General features: G+C 59.9%; 17 protein-coding genes and 1 tRNA gene. 7 read left to right on the forward strand and 11 right to left on the reverse strand.

Annotation, left to right across the window (positions count from 1 at the left end; all coding sequences use genetic code 11):
- Positions 1–79 precede the first annotated feature (79 nt).
- On the forward strand, positions 80–595 hold the full coding sequence (locus tag NW822_RS04060; protein ID WP_414361336.1) for a hypothetical protein: 516 nt from the start codon (positions 80–82) through the stop codon (positions 593–595).
- An 80-nt stretch (positions 596–675) separates the two neighbouring features.
- Complete coding sequence (locus NW822_RS04065; RefSeq protein ID WP_414361338.1) at positions 676–1,320, forward strand: hypothetical protein; 645 nt, start codon at positions 676–678, stop codon at positions 1,318–1,320.
- On the opposite strand, the gene dapF is transcribed toward NW822_RS04065, so the two are convergent.
- Both dapF and psbN read right to left on the reverse strand, forming a co-directional pair.
- Entirely contained in the window at positions 1,288–2,196 is a 909-nt protein-coding gene (gene dapF, locus NW822_RS04070; protein ID WP_414361339.1) for a diaminopimelate epimerase, read from the reverse strand. The genes NW822_RS04065 and dapF overlap by 33 nt on opposite strands.
- A gap of 26 nt (positions 2,197–2,222) precedes the next feature.
- Positions 2,223–2,354 (reverse strand): photosystem II reaction center protein PsbN, encoded by a 132-nt coding sequence (gene psbN, locus NW822_RS04075; protein ID WP_414361341.1) that lies wholly within the window; start codon positions 2,352–2,354, stop codon positions 2,223–2,225.
- A gap of 249 nt (positions 2,355–2,603) precedes the next feature.
- Here psbN and psbH point away from each other — a divergent pair, with 249 nt between their 5' ends.
- Complete coding sequence (gene psbH, locus NW822_RS04080; protein ID WP_414361343.1) at positions 2,604–2,807, forward strand: photosystem II reaction center phosphoprotein PsbH; 204 nt, start codon at positions 2,604–2,606, stop codon at positions 2,805–2,807.
- A gap of 19 nt (positions 2,808–2,826) precedes the next feature.
- On the opposite strand, the gene argJ is transcribed toward psbH, so the two are convergent.
- Positions 2,827–4,044 carry a bifunctional glutamate N-acetyltransferase/amino-acid acetyltransferase ArgJ gene (argJ, locus tag NW822_RS04085; RefSeq protein WP_414361345.1) on the reverse strand — a complete coding sequence of 406 codons (1,218 nt, stop codon included), beginning with the start codon at positions 4,042–4,044 and terminating at the stop codon, positions 2,827–2,829.
- Between the two features lie 222 nt (positions 4,045–4,266).
- Between argJ and NW822_RS04090 the strand changes: the two genes are divergently transcribed.
- Both NW822_RS04090 and NW822_RS04095 read left to right on the forward strand, forming a co-directional pair.
- Complete coding sequence (locus NW822_RS04090; RefSeq protein WP_414403608.1) at positions 4,267–5,085, forward strand: ABC transporter ATP-binding protein; 819 nt, start codon at positions 4,267–4,269, stop codon at positions 5,083–5,085.
- 49 nt (positions 5,086–5,134) lie between these two features.
- Complete coding sequence (locus NW822_RS04095; RefSeq protein ID WP_414361349.1) at positions 5,135–6,130, forward strand: ABC transporter permease; 996 nt, start codon at positions 5,135–5,137, stop codon at positions 6,128–6,130.
- Between the two features lie 92 nt (positions 6,131–6,222).
- Here NW822_RS04095 and NW822_RS04100 read toward each other — a convergent pair.
- The 7 genes from NW822_RS04100 to truB all read right to left on the reverse strand — a co-directional run bounded on the left by NW822_RS04100 (position 6,223) and on the right by truB (position 12,036).
- A tRNA-Phe gene (locus NW822_RS04100) sits at positions 6,223–6,295 on the reverse strand.
- Between the two features lie 54 nt (positions 6,296–6,349).
- On the reverse strand, positions 6,350–7,003 hold the full coding sequence (locus NW822_RS04105) for a Crp/Fnr family transcriptional regulator (RefSeq protein ID WP_414403726.1): 654 nt from the start codon (positions 7,001–7,003) through the stop codon (positions 6,350–6,352).
- A gap of 13 nt (positions 7,004–7,016) precedes the next feature.
- Positions 7,017–8,630 (reverse strand): AAA family ATPase, encoded by a 1,614-nt coding sequence (locus tag NW822_RS04110; protein ID WP_414403609.1) that lies wholly within the window; start codon positions 8,628–8,630, stop codon positions 7,017–7,019.
- 48 nt (positions 8,631–8,678) lie between these two features.
- Complete coding sequence (locus NW822_RS04115) at positions 8,679–9,248, reverse strand: hypothetical protein (protein WP_414361355.1); 570 nt, start codon at positions 9,246–9,248, stop codon at positions 8,679–8,681.
- A gap of 33 nt (positions 9,249–9,281) precedes the next feature.
- Positions 9,282–10,283 (reverse strand): zinc-dependent alcohol dehydrogenase family protein, encoded by a 1,002-nt coding sequence (locus NW822_RS04120; protein WP_414403610.1) that lies wholly within the window; start codon positions 10,281–10,283, stop codon positions 9,282–9,284.
- Between the two features lie 210 nt (positions 10,284–10,493).
- Positions 10,494–10,997, reverse strand: coding sequence for an allophycocyanin subunit beta (apcB, locus tag NW822_RS04125; RefSeq protein WP_414361358.1), 504 nt, complete (start codon positions 10,995–10,997; stop codon positions 10,494–10,496).
- Between the two features lie 139 nt (positions 10,998–11,136).
- The gene (gene truB / locus NW822_RS04130) at positions 11,137–12,036 is read right to left on the reverse strand and encodes a tRNA pseudouridine(55) synthase TruB (protein ID WP_414403611.1); all 900 of its coding nucleotides are present in this window, start codon (positions 12,034–12,036) and stop codon (positions 11,137–11,139) included.
- Between the two features lie 86 nt (positions 12,037–12,122).
- Between truB and NW822_RS04135 the strand changes: the two genes are divergently transcribed.
- Complete coding sequence (locus NW822_RS04135) at positions 12,123–13,109, forward strand: DMT family transporter (RefSeq protein ID WP_414361362.1); 987 nt, start codon at positions 12,123–12,125, stop codon at positions 13,107–13,109.
- A 153-nt stretch (positions 13,110–13,262) separates the two neighbouring features.
- Here the strand turns inward: NW822_RS04135 and trpS are convergent, their stop codons facing one another.
- Positions 13,263–14,258, reverse strand: coding sequence for a tryptophan--tRNA ligase (gene trpS / locus NW822_RS04140; protein ID WP_414403612.1), 996 nt, complete (start codon positions 14,256–14,258; stop codon positions 13,263–13,265).
- 102 nt (positions 14,259–14,360) lie between these two features.
- On the opposite strand from trpS, the gene NW822_RS04145 reads away from it, so the two are divergent.
- Positions 14,361–14,660 (forward strand): chlororespiratory reduction protein 7, encoded by a 300-nt coding sequence (locus tag NW822_RS04145; protein WP_414361366.1) that lies wholly within the window; start codon positions 14,361–14,363, stop codon positions 14,658–14,660.
- Positions 14,661–14,694 lie beyond the last annotated feature (34 nt).

Below are 14,694 nucleotides of genomic sequence, written 5' to 3' on the forward strand. Positions count from 1 at the left end.
CAAGCGCTGCCGGCTTGGTTTTGCAAAAAGACCTCTTGCTTTGGGGGTTGCCACCTTTGCTCTGCTTTCTGCAGGCCCCTTGGCTCCAGCTCAAGCCGGCAACTGCCCCAGCAACGGCAACCCCAACGCCCCTCTTACCCTGCAGCTGGAAAGCATTGCTGGGGATCGGCTCGACTTAAGTCAGTACGACGGCCTGCAGGTGGTGATCTTGACCAACAGCCAAACCCGCTCCCAAGCGGAAGCGCTTTCCAAAAGCTTGACCCTGGAGTTTGGACAAAATCCCCGCCTGCGCCAGATTGTGCTCGTAGACGGCAGGGGGCTGCTGCCAGTGCGAAACTTGGTTTTGCAGGCCATCCGCGAGAGGGCGCCCACGGATCCGCGCTTGGTTTCTCCGTTTGTCTATGTTGCCGTTGACTTTGAGGGATCAGCCATCCAGAAACTGCAGGAGGTGGCTGCTGCAGCATTGCCAGGGATTGATTTTCGCCGCCAGGCTGCCTTGCTGCTTTTGGATGGCCAAGGCACCCTCCTAAGCGGGTTTGCCAATCTGGAGCAATCGAACCTCAGCATTCGCCAGTGCATTCGCACGCAGGTTTGAGTGGCTGGGAGCTTCCTCCCCAGTCGTTAAACTGGTCCTAGCGAAGTTAAACCTGTCCAACGGCTTAAGGCCGGGATCCGATGCGCCGCCAGCTCAAGACCTTAAACCAAATCCTCAGCTACAAGCTGGCCGATTTGCGGCTATTTGGCCGCGCGGAACTGAAGGGGCCTGTTCTCCATGTGCTGCTGGAGCGGTTGCCTGGCGACGTGGTGGACACGCTGCAGGTGATGGAGGTGGTGCGCAGCGCCGTCGAGGCTTCGCTGCTGCAGGGGTTGCGCAAAGTCAACGTCTACCTCTGGTGCCGTGGCCAAACGGACGAAGCACCCGAGTGGAGCGAAAGTTTTGTCGTGGAGCCGTTGATCCTGACCAAGCCTGAGGGGGCTTGGAGCCGCGCCTCCAGCTACCGGCAAGACTATCCCGGCATGCGGGTACTGTTTTTTTGCTTGGGCCTTGGTCTAGGTGGCCTTTACCTCTTGGGGAGCGGGGAGCAGAGGGATTGGTTGGATTGGATCCCTGTGGGGCTTGCCTTCACCTTGGGGGTGATCTTCCCCTGGCTCAAACGCTCCCTCAACCAACTGGCACCCCCTCGCTTTCTCCGCCTTGGCCTGGGGTTAGGGCTGGTCTTGTTGGGCCTAGCGGTGGCGCTGATCTGGCAGCAGGGCTGGGGCGTAGCCCATGGAATCCTAGCGCTGCTAGCTCTTCTCTTGCTGGGCTTGGGATCCTAAGACCTCTTCAGGAGCTGTGGTGCCGCTGAAAACGGGCAGGGCTGGCCCCGTCATCCACACGTGCTGCGTTTCCAGATCCCAGCGAACCTCCAGGTGGCCACCCGGCAGCTCCACCGTGGCTTGGGGCTCTGCTTGCTCCTCCAAAACGGCAGCCACCAAGGCGGCACAGGCGCCTGTCCCACAGGCCAGCGTTGCCCCCGCCCCCCGCTCCCAAACCCGCAGCCGCAGGTAACTTGGGCTGAGCACCTGCACAAACTCAGTGTTGGTGCGCTCGGGAAAAGCCGGGTGATGCTCAAATAAAGGGCCCACCTTTTCCAACTCCAGCTCCTCCAGGGATCCCTCCTCCTCCAGGAAGACCACGCAATGGGGGTTGCCCATGCTCACCGCCGTTACCCGCCACTCTCGTCCGGCTACTTGCAGCGGCTGCCGCATCACCCTCTCCTCTGGCCTGGCAAGCGTGGTGGGAATCTGCCCGGCCAACAGGCGGGGGATCCCCATGTCCACTGTTACCAAGCCATCGGGCCGCACCCGCGGCACAATCCGCCCTGCCAAGGTGTGGATTTGGTAGGCGCCGTCCCGGCTAGGGATCCCCAGATCCTGTAAAAAGCGGGCCAGGCAGCGGATGCCGTTGCCGCACATTTCCGCCTCCGAGCCGTCGCTGTTGAACAGGCGCATGCTGAAATCAGCTCCCTCCTGCCCTGGCAGGAGAAAAATGACTCCATCTGCCCCCACGCCAAAGCGGCGGTTGCAGAGGGCAGCGGCCTCTTCTGGAGTCAGGCAGGGCTGGGGCTGGTGGCGGTTGTCCACCAAGATGAAATCGTTTCCCAACCCTTGGTACTTGTGGAAGGCAAGACGGGAGGGCAGCCGAATGGCCATGCAGGGCAACCGCAAAACAACCGGCTTCAATCCTCGTGCATTTCGTAGGGATCCTTCAAGTGCTTGGAGGGGGGGCCAAAGGCCGTGTAGATGGCAAAGGCGGTAATGCCAATGGTGACGGCCACAATGGCTACAATGAGGGAAAGGCTAGCTTCCATCGCGGGGATCCCAAGAGAGTTCCTCTAAAGTCTTACACAAGTTTACAAAAAATGGTAACCGGCGGAGAATCCCCTGGGGGGTAGGGAGGAAGGATGTCAAGATTCATTGCTGAAGGCAGAGGGAGGGGGTCAGATTCTGGTAGCGTGATTTAAGATGGCTGTCCTTGTGGCAGTGAGGCCAGGGGAGTCGCTACAGGCCTTTTTTCTGCCTTGACAAACCCATCGTGTCTTTACCCTCCAGTGAGAACTATGGCCATTCGTACCCGACTGGGCGATCTGCTGCGTCCGCTGAACTCGGAATATGGCAAGGTAGCCCCTGGCTGGGGCACCACGCCTCTAATGGCAGTCTTCATGGTGCTGTTTGGCATCTTTATGCTGATTCTTCTAGAGATCTACAACAAGTCGCTGCTTCTGGAAGACATTAACGTCTCCTGGGAGAGCCTCAGCTTCTAGTTTGGACTTGCCAAGCAGCCTAGGTGGTGTACTCGGCATTGATCCGCACATAGTCGTAGCTGAGATCGCAGCCCCAGGCAACGCCCTGGCCAGGCCCTTGGTGGAGGTCTACCGTGAAAGTTACCGGATCCCCCTTGAGGTACTCGCGGGCTGCCTGGCGGTCAAAAGGTAGGGGCATCCCCTTCTCTAGGAGCAGGAAATCTCCCAGCCGGATCTCCAAACGGCGGCTGTCAAAAGGGATCCCCGCTCGTCCGGCAGCGGCAGCCACGCGTCCCCAGTTGGGGTCGTTGCCAAAGGCTGCTGCCTTTACTAGGGGAGAGCTAGCGATGACACGGGCTACCTGCCGAGCGGACCGGTCGTCGGGGGCGCCCTGCACTCGGATTTCCAACAACTTGGTGGCTCCCTCCCCATCGCGGGCAATGGCCTTGGCTAGGTGAATGCACACCTGGATCACCATCTCGGCCAGGACTTGGGCAGCTTTCGTACCACGCTGCAGGGTAGGTGTCCCACTCTGGCCGTTGGCTAGGGCCAGCACCATGTCGTTGGTGCTGGTATCCCCATCCACCGTGATTTGGTTAAAGCTAAGCTCAACAGCCTCCTGGAGGATTTGCTGCCAGAGGGGGGGGTCCACTGCCGCATCGCAGGTTAGAAAAGCGAGCATCGTTGCCAAGTTGGGGTGGATCATACCGGATCCCTTGGCGATCCCTCCCACTCTGACGGTGTAGCCATCAATGTCGGCCTCTAGGGCGGTGCTCTTGGTAACTAGATCGGTGGTGAGGATGGCGCGGGCAGCGCTCTCTCCTCCCTGCGGTGAGAGGCTGTCGATAAGGCGGGGCAGGGCTGCCTTGATTTTGGCCATTTCCAGTTGTTGCCCTATGACCCCAGTTGAGGCGGTGAGCACCTGTTGGGGTGGGATCCCCAGGCGCTCTGCCACCCAGCGGGCCAACTGGGCGTTGTTGCGCTCCCCTTCTTCTCCGGTACAGGCGTTGGCCTGGCCAGCGTTGCAAAGGATGGCCCGCACCGGCTGGCCTTGGGCCAGGATGCCTCGGCTGTAGGTAACACAAGCGGCCTTGACCTGGTTGGTGGTGAAAACGCCAGCCCCTACCGCCTCGCAGTCGGAAACAATTAGAGCGAGATCGGCAGCGCCGGAGGGCTTGAGGCCAGCGGCTACACCAGCAGCGCGGAAGCCGCGGGGGGCAGTTACGGCACCTGCAACGGGTTTAAATTGGGCTCCCATAGGTTTCAGGAGGGTGGTGGATTGGCCTCATCATACCGGCTTCTCTCTCTGACAGCTGCCCGGTAGAGTAGAGTTTCCCGAAAGGGCAGGCTGGCCTTTTGCCCTGGGGTGGTGTAGGGGTGTTGTTAGCGTTACCAAGTTGCGGTAGCAGTAGGGCTACGATGAGTTAAGGATCCCTTGCTTTTGCTTGTTCTGGGACTCCCGACCCAGGAAAGGTAAGCCATGCCTGCCCCGCTGCTTGTCCTCAACCACGTCAGCAAGGTTTATGCCAATGGCACAGTGGCCTTGCAGGATATGAGCCTAGCCATTCCAGAAGGGCAGTTTGTTAGCTTGGTGGGGCCCTCTGGCTGTGGGAAGAGCACGGTGCTCCGACTCATTGCTGGCCTGGGTCAGCTAACTAGTGGCTCGATTGAGTGGGGATCCAATTGCCAGCAGAACGTCCCCAGCCGTTCGGCGGAATCCAAGTTGGCTTTTGTGTTCCAGGAGCCAGCCCTCCTCCCCTGGGCCACGGTAATGGAGAATGTGCGCCTGCCCTTAAAGTTGGCCGGCGAGCCCAAGGAAAAAGCAGATCCCAAGGTATTGCAGGCGCTGCAACAGGTGGGCTTGCAAGGGTTTGAGGGCAGTTTTCCCCGCGAACTCTCAGGGGGAATGCGCATGCGCGTTTCCATTGCCCGTGCCCTGGTCACGAAGCCGCAGGTGCTGCTCATGGACGAACCCTTTGGAGCTTTGGACGAGATCACCCGCAGCAAGTTGAACAGTGAGCTCCTGCAGCTGTGGCAAGAGCAGCAGTGGACGGTAATCTTTGTTACCCACAGCATTTATGAGGCCGTCTACCTCTCCAACCGCGTTGTGGTCATGGCAGCCCGGCCGGGGCGGGTGGTGGCGGATATCCCCATCGAGGCTCCCTACCCTCGTTCAGAAGACTTTCGCACCTCGCCTCTTTACAACGACTACTGTCGGGAGGTGGCGGCCCGTTTGCGCGAGGCTATGGCCGACGTGACTCAGGAGCCGTACCCGCCTTTAGTTAGACGCTTGCGCTAATAGGATGCCTGCTCGCCCTCTGTCTTGAACTCAACTTGCCCTTTACCCTATGTTGGACCGCTTGGCTTCGCTTCTCCAGTTCCTGGAGCACCAGCTGGGATCCCTAGGTGTAGGTATCTTGCCGGAGCACTTGTCTTGGCGGGGGCCGGCTAGAGCTCCAAGCGGCGCCGTAAAAGAAAAACTCAGGCCTGAACCTCGCAGGGAGGCTGAGGTACCCGGCCCTGGCCTATCGACTTCTCCCCAGCGGCTGCCTCTGGGCAAGTGGCTCAAGCCGGAGGTAATTGCCCCGGGGATGGTCGGCCTTCTCTTTCTGGGGCTCTGGGAGGTGGGGGTACGGCTGACAGGGGTTCCCCCCTACCTGTTGCCGGGGCCAATTTTGGTGGCTAAAACCCTGGTCCAGGAGTGGGGATCCCTTTTTCCCTCGCTGCTAGTTACCTTGCAGGTTACAGTGGTGGCTTTCCTCCTCGCTGCCGTCTCCGGGCTGTTGCTGGCCGTTTTGTTTACCCAGAGCAAATGGATTGAGCGCAGCTTTTTCCCCTATGCGGTGGTTTTGCAAACAACGCCCATCGTTTCCATTGCGCCCCTAATTATCATTTGGCTGCGCCACAACACCTTTGCTGCGATGGTGGTCTGCGCTTGGATTGTTGCCTTCTTCCCCATTCTCTCCAACACTACCCTGGGGTTAAACAGCGTCGATCACAACCTGCTCAACCTGTTTCAGCTGTATAAGGCCAACCGCTGGCAAACCCTGATTTACCTACGCCTACCCAGCGCTCTGCCCTATTTCTTGGGGGGCCTGCGCATCAGCGGTGGCCTTTCTCTCATTGGCGCGGTGGTGGCCGAGTTTGTGGCTGGTAGCGGGGGGGAGCGGGCTGGGATTGCCTACCAGATCTTGATCTCCAGCTTCAACCTCCAGGTGCCCCGCATGTTTGCCGCTCTGGTGCTGCTCACTGGCCTGGGGGTTCTGATCTTTGTGGCCTTGAGCGCTCTGTCCAACAAAATCCTAGGCCGTTGGCACGAAAGCGTGGTGCCCCGTAACAGCTAGGAACAACCCCTGCCGGCAGGCGGTGAATAGCCCAGGCCCCTGCCTAGGGGATTCTGCCTCTCCAGCTGCTTAGGGCAGCTTTGACTCTAGCATGCCAGGAACCAGATTCGAACTGGTGACACGAGGATTTTCAGTCCTCTGCTCTACCAACTGAGCTATCCCGGCTTCGATCCCCTATTTTAGAGCGCTCAGGAGCTCTTTGGCAACAGGGAGCGCCCCTTAGCCGATGAGCTTTTCCAGGGCCTCCATCTGCGGAATACAGAGGATGTCGCGGCTGCGATCCCGGCGGATCAGCTCCTCCTGTTCCAGCTTAGCAAGAACGCGGGTAACCGTCTCCCGCGCTAAGCCGCTCAAGCTGCTCAGCTCCCGATGGGGCAAGTTGGGGATCTCTACGCCGCTGCGGCTGACCCGGCCCCGGGATTCTGCCAAGAAGAGAAGAATATCGGCAACGCGGGCAACACTGCTAGCCTCGCGCAACTGCAGCCGCCGGTTGAGCTGCCGCAAACGGCGGGACATGAGCTGGGCAAGGCGAATGCCAGCCTGGGCATGAGCAGTCAAAAAAGCCAGAAAATCCTGGGCCGGCAGACAGCAAACCTTGGTCGGTGTTAAGGCAATCACATCGCTGGAACGGGGTGCCTCATCCAAGGCGGCCATCTCCCCAAAGATCTCGCCTGGGCCGAGAATGGTGAGGGTAACCTCCCGCCCCTCTCCATCGTGAGTGCGAATTTTAACCCAGCCCTCCAGAATGAAATAGACGGCACTGCCCCAGTCATTTTGCAACAAGATGGCCTGGCTGACGGGGTAGGAGCGCAGCGCCATCTGCCGGGCCAGCGGCTCGAGCACCTCTGGAGGAAAGCCTTCAAACAATGGCATCAAGCGCAAATCCTCAGCCATTACCTCGCTCACTGGTGATCTCCTGCAGCTGCGCTTGCCAATCCTGACTGGTGTCCAACACGGTGAGGTAAGACCGTTCCCCCTCGGAAAAATCCTGCCACTGGGCCTGCTGCTGGGCAAGGAGATCGGCAGTGGCATCGGCAATGTCAGCCACGCTTCGCCCCTCCCCAATGCCTGAGGCCAAGAGGTCAGAGGGCAGAGAAGCCTGGCTGCGCCGCTGCAGACGCTCCCGGAGGACGAGCTCAGGAGCATGGCAGTAGAGAATACGCAGCGGGAGGCCGCGCCGTTGCGCTTGTTCCATCGCCAGGCTGCGCAGCGCTTGCCGGTCAAACTTGGCATCCAGAATGACGGTGTAGCCCTCCTGGGCCAATTCCACTCCCAACTGCACTAGGCGGCGGTAGGTTTTCTCAGTCATCTCGGGCGTATACACCTCTGGCCCCCCGCGCTGCCGCAGAGGGATCCCGGCCAAGTGCTTGCGCACGGCGTCGGAGCGAATGTGGATGGCTCCCCGCTGCCGGGCCAGGTAGCGGGCCACCGTACTTTTGCCTGCTCCCGACAGGCCAGCCATCAAAAACAACTGCCCCTGTTTGGGAAGGGTGTATTCCCAGGCCAGGCGGTAGTAGCGGGCGGCAGTGTGGAAGGCATTGGCTTTGGAAGCTTCCGAGGCGGCAGGATCGTCCAGCAAAAAAGAGGTGACCTTGGCCCGCACATAGGCCTGGCGATTGAGGTAAATGGGCAAGATCTTCAGTCCCTCCCAGTCACCCGTTTCTTCCAAATAGGTGTTCAAATAGGCATTGCCCAGATCGGGGCGGTGGCGGGCATCCAAATCCATCACCGCATAGGAGACGTCGTACATCGTATCCACAAAGCGGAAGGCCTCGTTGAACTCGATGCAATCGAAAAGCAAGATCTTGCCTTCCCAGTGGCAGATATTGCCCAGGTGCAGATCCCCGTGGCCTTCGCGGATGCGGTCTTGCTCGATTCTCTGGTAAAACAGCTCCTGCCGCCCGGCAAAAAAGCCATCCGTATAGGCTCGGGTCTCTCGGTACTGCTCGGCGGTCTGGGGGCCGCCGATGTAGCGTTGGGTCTGGGCGTAATTCTCGTCAAAGGCCTCCCGTACCCGCTCTGGTCGGCCAAAGCTGCGAATGTAGTCGTTGGTCGCCGCCTGGGCGTGAAAGGCCGCCACCGCCCGCCCTAGCTCCTCCATCAAGGCTGGTGTCAGCTCCCCCCGCTCGAGGAGGTTGCTAAAGAGTTGCTCTTGAGGAAATTGCCGCATTTTGAGGGTGTACTCCACTGGCTCGCCCCTGCCGTCAAGCTGGAACTGGCCCTTGGCACGCACAATGGGCAACACCTCTAGGTAAAGCTCCGGCGCGCCCCGCTGGTTCAGGCGCAGCTCTTCTTGGCAAAAGTGGCGCCGCCGCTCGAGAGTTGTGAAGTTCAAAAAACCAAAATCTACGGGCTTCTTTACTTTATAGGCATAGTCGCCCGTCAGGAGAACATAGGAGATGTGGGTTTGGAGAAGCTGGATCGGCTCCTGCACCGGGTGGGGGTAAAACCTCGGCTCCAGCATTGCCTTGATGAGGGGCGGCAGGTGGGCAGTGACCATGGAAAACCACAGTAAGGGATCCCTATTTTCCTCCAACTTGCTCTCCGCCTAGTCTCCAAAAGGCAAGGCAGCCTCTAGGGGGGAAAGACGGATGATGCCGATCCCTTGCTTGACCAGAGTATCTTGAGCAGCAGCAGAAAGGGCGTAGGGCCAGACCAGATACTTGGTGTTGATGTAGTCGCGTCCCCGCTTGGCCAGGCTGACCTGTTCGGAGAGCATCCGCACCTCCGGCCCTCGGGTGATGATGGCTTCGGTGCGGCGGATGCGTTGCATCAGTTGGCTAAACAGCTCTTGGGGCTGCTGCACAAACACCACAATCGCCAGGTCGCAAGGATTGTAGTAGGTGCCGCTGCCACAGAGAAGCAGGGCCTCACTGGCAAGGACAAGCGTCTCCTCGTCCCCCAGGGCCACCACGGGGTAAAGAAAGGTGCGCACGTCCTCCGGCTGCCAGTGCGTGAAGGAGTAGCTCTCCACCTCTCCCCGCACCCAGGAGGAGATGGCCGGAAAAACTGCTTCGCTCAGCAGCCGATAGGCCGCCTGGGGTTGCCCCAGCCAGCAGAGGGCATTCTCATAGAAGCTCTCATTCTCCAACAGGTGAGGGGGGAGAGGATTAGCCATAGGCGGATCCGGCCACGGCTTCCTTTAGCAGGCCTAATCGGAAATAATTAAGGCAATTTTGCCAAGAACAGATCCCTGCTCCAGCAAGCGATGGGCCGCAGAAGCTTCGGCCAGCGGAAAGGTGTGGCTGAGGTGGATACGCAGTTGGCCTTGGTCGATGAGGCGGGCGCATTGCCTGAGAATCTCTGCCTGATTTTGCTGGGCAGCCACAAGATTCTTTAGCATCGGCGTAAGCATCAGCTCAAAGCCTACCCGTAGGTTGCGGTCGCGGGCCACCCGCCAATCCGTCTCTGGGGCCGGCGCCAACAGCGTGACGAGATCGCCGTACACCCGCACAGCCGGAAAGGTCTGCTCCAGCACTGGGCCACCCACGGTATCCAGGGCCAGATCTACCCCTTCCCCACCCGTCCAGTCCAAAACGGCCCGCACAAAGTCAGTCTGGCGGTAGAAGATGGGCAGGCTAGCTCCCAGAGAACGGACGAACTCGGCCTTTTCTGGGGTGCTCACGGTGGTGGCGACTTCACATCGCCGCAGGCGGGCCAGTTGGATGGCCACATGACCTACCCCGCCGGCGCCAGCGTGGATAAGCACCTTTTGGCCAGTCTGCAGCCGCCCCCGGTCGTAAAGGGCCTCCCAGGCAGTAATCAACACCAGGGGAGCAGCGGCAGCCTCGGCAAAGCTAAGGGTTCTGGGCTTGGGGGCCACAAAGCGCTCGTCCACCACGATGAGCTCAGCATAGTTCCCCCCCTGCTTGCCCAGGCCGCCATAGCAGAAGTAAACCTCGTCTCCAACCCGAAACTGCCGCACTCCGGCCCCCACCGCTTCCACAACGCCAGCGCCGTCACATCCCAAAATGGCCGGCATCTCTTCCGGGTAGAAGGTGCCCCGCCGCCGCAGCTTGGTGTCGATGGGGTTGACGCCGGCAGCCTTGAGACGAACACGCAGCTCTCGCTCGCCGCGGATCTGGGGATCAGGTACCTCCTGCAGTTGCAGAACCTCCGGCCCGCCGGGCACGTTCATGACAACAGCTTTCATGTCTTTCGGGGCTTTTGGCTGGGATCCACAGGGTGCCCCCCTTAGGTTCCAGCAAGGGAGGCTCTCAATGGCTAGTAGCATAAGCGAAGAGAGCTGCCTCTGGGAAGGAAGCCCCCTCGATTTGGAATCCCCACCGCTACAGGGGGTGGCAGCTCTCTAGTTGGCTAGGGCCTGCAGCTTGCTCACCCCCCTACGCAGCAGGACTAGCGCCTAGATATCGGTTTCACTCAGCTTGGCGCTCATGTAATCGAAGGGCTCGGCTACAAAGCTGTAATCCTCGTCGGTGCCAAGCAGCTCTAGGGCACGCTGCTTCATGTTTTGGATCCCAATGACGGTTGGAGCAATCGGCACCCCCAGGGAGTTGTAGGTCTCCCGCAGACCGGCCAAAACGCGCTCGTCCAAAATGCTATTGTCGGCAGCCACCAGGGCGTAGGAAGCATAGCGCAGGAAGTAGTCCATATCCCGCAGGCAGGTGGCGTAGCGGCGAGTGGTATAGGCGTTCCCTCCTGGGCGGAGCAGCTCCGGCACTTGGGCAAACATGGCCGCAGCAGCCGTCTTGACGATGTCCACCGAGTTGAGGTTGATGACCTGCACGGCTTTGATGCGCCGCAACCCGGAATCGTAAAAGGCCCTGAGAGCCTCCATGGCATCCCGATCGAGGTAGCGGCCTGTCAGATCGTAGGTTTTGATCAAAGTGGTTACGGCATCGCGCATATCCCCAACTCCGTTTTCGTGGCGTCTCAAAGAGCTAGGTCAAGCCTCCCTCCCCTCAGGACCGATCCCTGAGGCGTTTTCCGCCCTTGGTTGGCTCTCCCGCAGTCTATCACACGGAGGATCTTCCCCGACAGGGAAATCAGGGATCCGGCAACAGCACCCGTAGCGGCTTAAGCAGTCTGCCTTGCCATTGTCCCAACCCTAAGAACGTTCCTTGCTCGCTCTTTACCCGTACGCTCTTGGCAGTAGCCTGGGCAGAATCTAGGGGAATGGCCTGACCTTGCTGCCAGCGGCGGGCCTCAGGGGGTGAGAGCAAGACCACCTCCCAGCCAACAAAGCCCCACTCAATGGGCAGCAGGGCAGCGGCAGGATTGGCGGATCCCTGCCACCCCTCAAGAGGCCAGCTCTCTTCGAGGCGAAAAGGGCCACTTTGCAGCCGCCGCAGCTGGCTCATCAAACCGCCACAGCCAAGTTTTTCCCCCACATCGCGGGCAAGGGCGCGGATGTAGGTGCCGGGGCCACAGGCAATCTCTAGATCCACTTCCGGGAATTCGCCGGGACGCCAGTCCAGGATCTGCAGCTGCCGAATCACCACCCGCCGTGGCTCTAGCCCTAGTTCGGCAGCCTTTGCCCCCGCCCGGGCTAGCTCATAAAGCTTTTTCCCCTGCCGCTTGACGGCGCTGTAAAGGGGCGGTACCTGCCAAATCTCGCCGACAAATTTTTGCAAACACTCCTCCACCTGCTCGCGACTGAGCTGCGGACAGGGGGATCCCAGCTCCACCTCCCCCTCGGTGTCGTCAGTGTTGCTGCGCTGACCAAAGCGGAAGGTTGCCCGATAAACCTTATCCCCCGGCAGAAAGGCCAAAAAGCGCGTCGCCCGCCCCACGGCAATGGGCAAAACTCCCGTTGCCGCCGGATCCAGGGTGCCCCCATGCCCCACCTGGCGGGTGCGCAAGGTTCGCCGCACTGCCGCCACACAGTCGTGGGAGGTGAGCCCTGCCGGCTTATCCAGGTTGAGAAAGCCCTCTAGGGATCCCATACTCTGCATCAATAGTGAAGATTTGTAACTAGGCTGCCGCAGCGCTTAACATGGGGTTGACTTCTGTGGCCAAGTTTGAAGCGCTTATGGCTCACTCTGACACGTTACCTCAGCCTCTCTGGCAACGCCTGCTGATGATTGCCCCTTTTTTCCTCTGGGGTTCGGCAATGGTGGCGATGCGAGATGCCCTCTCCGAGACCACTCCTCTCTTCATTGCCATTCTGAGGCTGTTGCCAGCCGGGCTCCTCGTTTTGGCCTTTCGGCTTTGGCAGGGGCGGGTCTCTAACGTCTCTCAGCCCTGGCATCCTCAGGGATTGCGGGGCTGGCTGTGGGTCTTGGCCTTTGCCCTCGTGGACGCCACCTGTTTTCAAGGCTTTTTGGCGCGAGGGCTGCAGGAGACCGGCGCTGGCTTGGGATCCGTGTTGATTGACTCGCAGCCGCTAGCAGTAGCTCTGATGGCCAGCTGGTTTTACCGGGAGCGGCTGGGAGCGCTGGGCTGGCTGAGCCTGGGGCTAGGCGTGGTCGGCATTAGCTTGATTGGCCTGGGAGGGGAGGGATCCCTGCAGCTAGGACCTGGCGTTGGCTGGATGTTGCTGGCCTCCCTGTCGATGGCCATCGGCACGGTGATGATGCCCAAGGTAGCAGAGGTGGCAGACCCAGTATTGGCAACTGGCTGGCACATGGTGCTGGGTAGCTTGCCTTTGATCCTGCTTTCGGCGCTCACAGAAAGCCAGCAGTGGCAGCACCTAAGCGGCCTCCACTGGCTGGGCTTGCTCTATGCTTCGGTGATGGGAAGCGCCGTGGCCTATGCCCTGTTTTTCTACTTTGCCTCCCAAGAAAACCTCACCGAGTTTAGCTCCCTGACCTTTCTCACCCCGGTGTTTGCCCTCTTCTTCGGCAACACCCTCCTAGGCGAAACCCTCACCCCCCGACAGTGGGTGGGGGTAGGTATCACCCTGCTCTGCGTGTACGGGATCAACCACCGGCAGGAATGGCAGGAGCGCCTGCCTCTGCTCTGGAAGGGGATCCTTGCCCCCCGCCCTGTTGAAGTTGGCGAGGGCGAGTCTAAGTAAATGCTCCCCGATGCTAGCTCTCTCCAGGGCCAGTTGCCAGCAGCATTGGGGTTGGCAGTAGGGATGAGCCTGCAAGGTGGCTTCTAGGTGGGGACTCAAGGACGGCACTTCTTCTCTCGGGCTGCTGGGCTGCGTTGCTGGGGGAGGGATCCCTCAAGGGGGTAGAAACCCCATTGCCTCTCGCACCTTTTGGAGGGTTGGCTCGGCCACGGCGCGAGCCTTGGCAGCATTTTCTCGCATCAGCAGCTGGAGGTAGTCGGGGTCACTCCCGATCTCCCGGTAGCGCTGTTGAATGGGCTGGAGAGTGGCAATGATACTGTCGGCAAGAAGAGGTTTGAACTGCCCCCACCCCATCTCGGCACATTCAGCCGCCACCTCCTCCTTGCTCTTGCCGGAGGTGAGCATGTAGATTGTCAGCAAATTGTGGGCCTCTGGGCGGGCCGGGTCGTCGAAGGTAATGCCGCGGATTGAGTCGGTCTTAGCTTTTTGAATCTTTTTGCGAATTGTATCTGGATCGTCCAGCAGGTGGATACGGCTGAACTCGGAGGGATCCGACTTGGACATCTTGCGCGTGCCATCCGTTAGGCTCATAATCCGCGCCCCCTGCGGGCGAATTAGCGCCTCGGGGATTACAAATGTTTCTCCAAAGCGGTCGTTAAAGCGGCGGGCAATGTCCCGACAGAGCTCGATGTGCTGCCGCTGATCCTCTCCCACAGGTACATACTTGGGCTGGTAGAGGAGAATATCCGCCGCCTGCAAAATTGGGTAGCTAAACAGGCCAACGCTCGTTTCCTCGCCCTGCTTCTCTTTTTTTTCCTTGTACTGGATCATGCGCTCCGCCCAGTTCATGGGAGTGATGGTGGCAAACAGCCAGGCCAGCTCCGTGTGGGCAGGCACATGGGACTGCACAAACAGCACGCAATGCTCCAGCTTGAGGCCACAGGCCAAATAGAGGGCAAACAGGGAACGGGTGCGCTCCCTCAACAGCCTGGGATCCTGGGGCACAGTAACAGCGTGCTGGTCCACAATACAAAAGAAGTTCTCATACTGCTCCTGCTCGGCCACCCAGTTTTTAATAGCCCCTAGGTAATTGCCCAGGTGCAGCTCCCCGGAGGGCTGAATGCCAGAAAAGGTGCGCGGCTTGGCCATAGCACTCTCAAAGCCAACAAGAGGGCGGACAAAAGCCTTTTTCAGGATATCAAGAGAGCCGCAGCCCTTCATTATGGAAGTTAAGATACCCAACTCAACCCCATGTCAGACCCCCAACCCGAGCCGCTTCGCTCTGCCAATCACTACGTGCTGCTGATCCCGGGCCTGCCAGAGCAATTTCTCAGCTCTGAGGAATTGCAGGAGTTCCTCGTGCAGCTCCTGCAAGAGCATCCCCACCTAGTGGATGCGGATCTGGCCCGCTACCCCACTCCCCAAGCCCAGGCCCAACGGCTCATCGATACGACTTGCGAGCTGGAAGTCTTTCCTGGTGAAACCGTGCAGTGGCACCCGGTGCGCCTCAGCAAGCGTCGCTCAGCCTCTTCTGGGCCAGGCTCAACCTAAAGGCTTCGCGGGCGTGGTACAACGCAAAAAGGGT

This window comes from Synechococcus sp. H70.2 (genome assembly GCF_047462275.1).
Lineage (GTDB): Bacteria > Cyanobacteriota > Cyanobacteriia > Thermostichales > Thermostichaceae > Thermostichus.

Coding starts and splice junctions, on each gene's coding strand:
- NW822_RS04065 (WP_414361338.1), top strand. CDS start 676: ATGCGCCGCCAGCTCAAGACCTTAAACCAAATCCTCAGCTACAAGCTG.
- dapF (WP_414361339.1), bottom strand. CDS start 2,196: ATGGCCATTCGGCTGCCCTCCCGTCTTGCCTTCCACAAGTACCAAGGG.
- psbN (WP_414361341.1), bottom strand. CDS start 2,354: ATGGAAGCTAGCCTTTCCCTCATTGTAGCCATTGTGGCCGTCACCATT.
- psbH (WP_414361343.1), top strand. CDS start 2,604: ATGGCCATTCGTACCCGACTGGGCGATCTGCTGCGTCCGCTGAACTCG.
- argJ (WP_414361345.1), bottom strand. CDS start 4,044: ATGGGAGCCCAATTTAAACCCGTTGCAGGTGCCGTAACTGCCCCCCGC.
- NW822_RS04090 (WP_414403608.1), top strand. CDS start 4,267: ATGCCTGCCCCGCTGCTTGTCCTCAACCACGTCAGCAAGGTTTATGCC.
- NW822_RS04095 (WP_414361349.1), top strand. CDS start 5,135: ATGTTGGACCGCTTGGCTTCGCTTCTCCAGTTCCTGGAGCACCAGCTG.
- NW822_RS04105 (WP_414403726.1), bottom strand. CDS start 7,003: ATGCCATTGTTTGAAGGCTTTCCTCCAGAGGTGCTCGAGCCGCTGGCC.
- NW822_RS04110 (WP_414403609.1), bottom strand. CDS start 8,630: ATGGTCACTGCCCACCTGCCGCCCCTCATCAAGGCAATGCTGGAGCCG.
- NW822_RS04115 (WP_414361355.1), bottom strand. CDS start 9,248: ATGGCTAATCCTCTCCCCCCTCACCTGTTGGAGAATGAGAGCTTCTAT.
- NW822_RS04120 (WP_414403610.1), bottom strand. CDS start 10,283: ATGAAAGCTGTTGTCATGAACGTGCCCGGCGGGCCGGAGGTTCTGCAA.
- apcB (WP_414361358.1), bottom strand. CDS start 10,997: ATGCGCGATGCCGTAACCACTTTGATCAAAACCTACGATCTGACAGGC.
- truB (WP_414403611.1), bottom strand. CDS start 12,036: ATGGGATCCCTAGAGGGCTTTCTCAACCTGGATAAGCCGGCAGGGCTC.
- NW822_RS04135 (WP_414361362.1), top strand. CDS start 12,123: ATGGCTCACTCTGACACGTTACCTCAGCCTCTCTGGCAACGCCTGCTG.
- trpS (WP_414403612.1), bottom strand. CDS start 14,258: ATGGCCAAGCCGCGCACCTTTTCTGGCATTCAGCCCTCCGGGGAGCTG.
- NW822_RS04145 (WP_414361366.1), top strand. CDS start 14,361: ATGTCAGACCCCCAACCCGAGCCGCTTCGCTCTGCCAATCACTACGTG.